Source organism: Streptomyces sp. NPDC001406 (assembly GCF_042895285.1).
In the GTDB taxonomy this organism is placed as follows: domain Bacteria; phylum Actinomycetota; class Actinomycetes; order Streptomycetales; family Streptomycetaceae; genus Streptomyces.
On the sequence record NZ_JBIAWG010000056.1, the window covers coordinates 1 to 1,643 of the forward strand.

The 1,643-nt window shown below is 56.8% G+C and carries 1 rRNA gene; it reads right to left on the reverse strand.

Annotation, left to right across the window (positions count from 1 at the left end):
• Nucleotides 1–1,643, reverse strand: a 23S ribosomal RNA gene (locus tag ACFY1J_RS46040); the annotation flags it as partial.

Below are 1,643 nucleotides of genomic sequence, written 5' to 3' on the forward strand. Positions count from 1 at the left end.
AGCTAACCGGTCCCCTTAACGTTCCAGCACCGGGCAGGCGTCAGTCCGTATACATCGCCTTACGGCTTCGCACGGACCTGTGTTTTTAGTAAACAGTCGCTTCTCGCTGGTCTCTGCGGCCACCCCCAGCTCACCGAGTAAATCGGATCACCGGAGCTGGCCCCCCTTCTCCCGAAGTTACGGGGGCATTTTGCCGAGTTCCTTAACCATAGTTCACCCGAACGCCTCGGTATTCTCTACCTGACCACCTGAGTCGGTTTAGGGTACGGGCCGCCATGAAACTCGCTAGAGGCTTTTCTCGACAGCATAGGATCATCCACTTCGCCACAATCGGCTCGGCATCAGGTCTCAGACACAAGGTGCGCGGATTTACCTACACACCGTCCTACACCCTTACCCCGGGACAACCACCGCCCGGGATGGACTACCTTCCTGCGTCACCCCATCACTCACCTACTAACCGCTTGGTCCGGCGGCTCCACCACTTTCCTTTCCCCGAAGGGTCCGGAACGGCTTCACGGCCTTAGCATCACGATGCTCGATGTTTGACGCTTCACAGCGGGTACCGGAATATCAACCGGTTATCCATCGACTACGCCTGTCGGCCTCGCCTTAGGTCCCGACTTACCCTGGGCAGATCAGCTTGACCCAGGAACCCTTAGTCAATCGGCGCAAACGTTTCTCACGTTTGTATCGCTACTCATGCCTGCATTCTCACTCGTCAACCGTCCACAACTACCTTCCGGTGCTGCTTCACCCGGCAGACGACGCTCCCCTACCCATCACAGCACCCGTTGGGGCTATATGCTGCAATGACACGACTTCGGCGGTACGCTTGAGCCCCGCTACATTGTCGGCGCGGAATCACTAGACCAGTGAGCTATTACGCACTCTTTCAAGGGTGGCTGCTTCTAAGCCAACCTCCTGGTTGTCTGTGCGACTCCACATCCTTTCCCACTTAGCGTACGCTTAGGGGCCTTAGTCGATGCTCTGGGCTGTTTCCCTCTCGACCATGGAGCTTATCCCCCACAGTCTCACTGCCGCGCTCTCACTTACCGGCATTCGGAGTTTGGCTAAGGTCAGTAACCCGGTAGGGCCCATCGCCTATCCAGTGCTCTACCTCCGGCAAGAAACACACGACGCTGCACCTAAATGCATTTCGGGGAGAACCAGCTATCACGGAGTTTGATTGGCCTTTCACCCCTAACCACAGGTCATCCCCCAGGTTTTCAACCCTGGTGGGTTCGGTCCTCCACGAAGTCTTACCTCCGCTTCAACCTGCCCATGGCTAGATCACTCCGCTTCGGGTCTTGAGCGTGCTACTGAAACGCCCTATTCGGACTCGCTTTCGCTACGGCTTCCCCACACGGGTTAACCTCGCAACACACCGCAAACTCGCAGGCTCATTCTTCAAAAGGCACGCAGTCACGAGAATGTGCAAGCACATTCCGACGCTCCCACGGCTTGTAGGCACACGGTTTCAGGTACTATTTCACTCCCCTCCCGGGGTACTTTTCACCATTCCCTCACGGTACTATCCGCTATCGGTCACCAGGGAATATTTAGGCTTAGCGGGTGGTCCCGCCAGATTCACACGGGATTTCTCGGGCCCCGTGCTACTTGGGTGTCTCTCAAACGAGCCG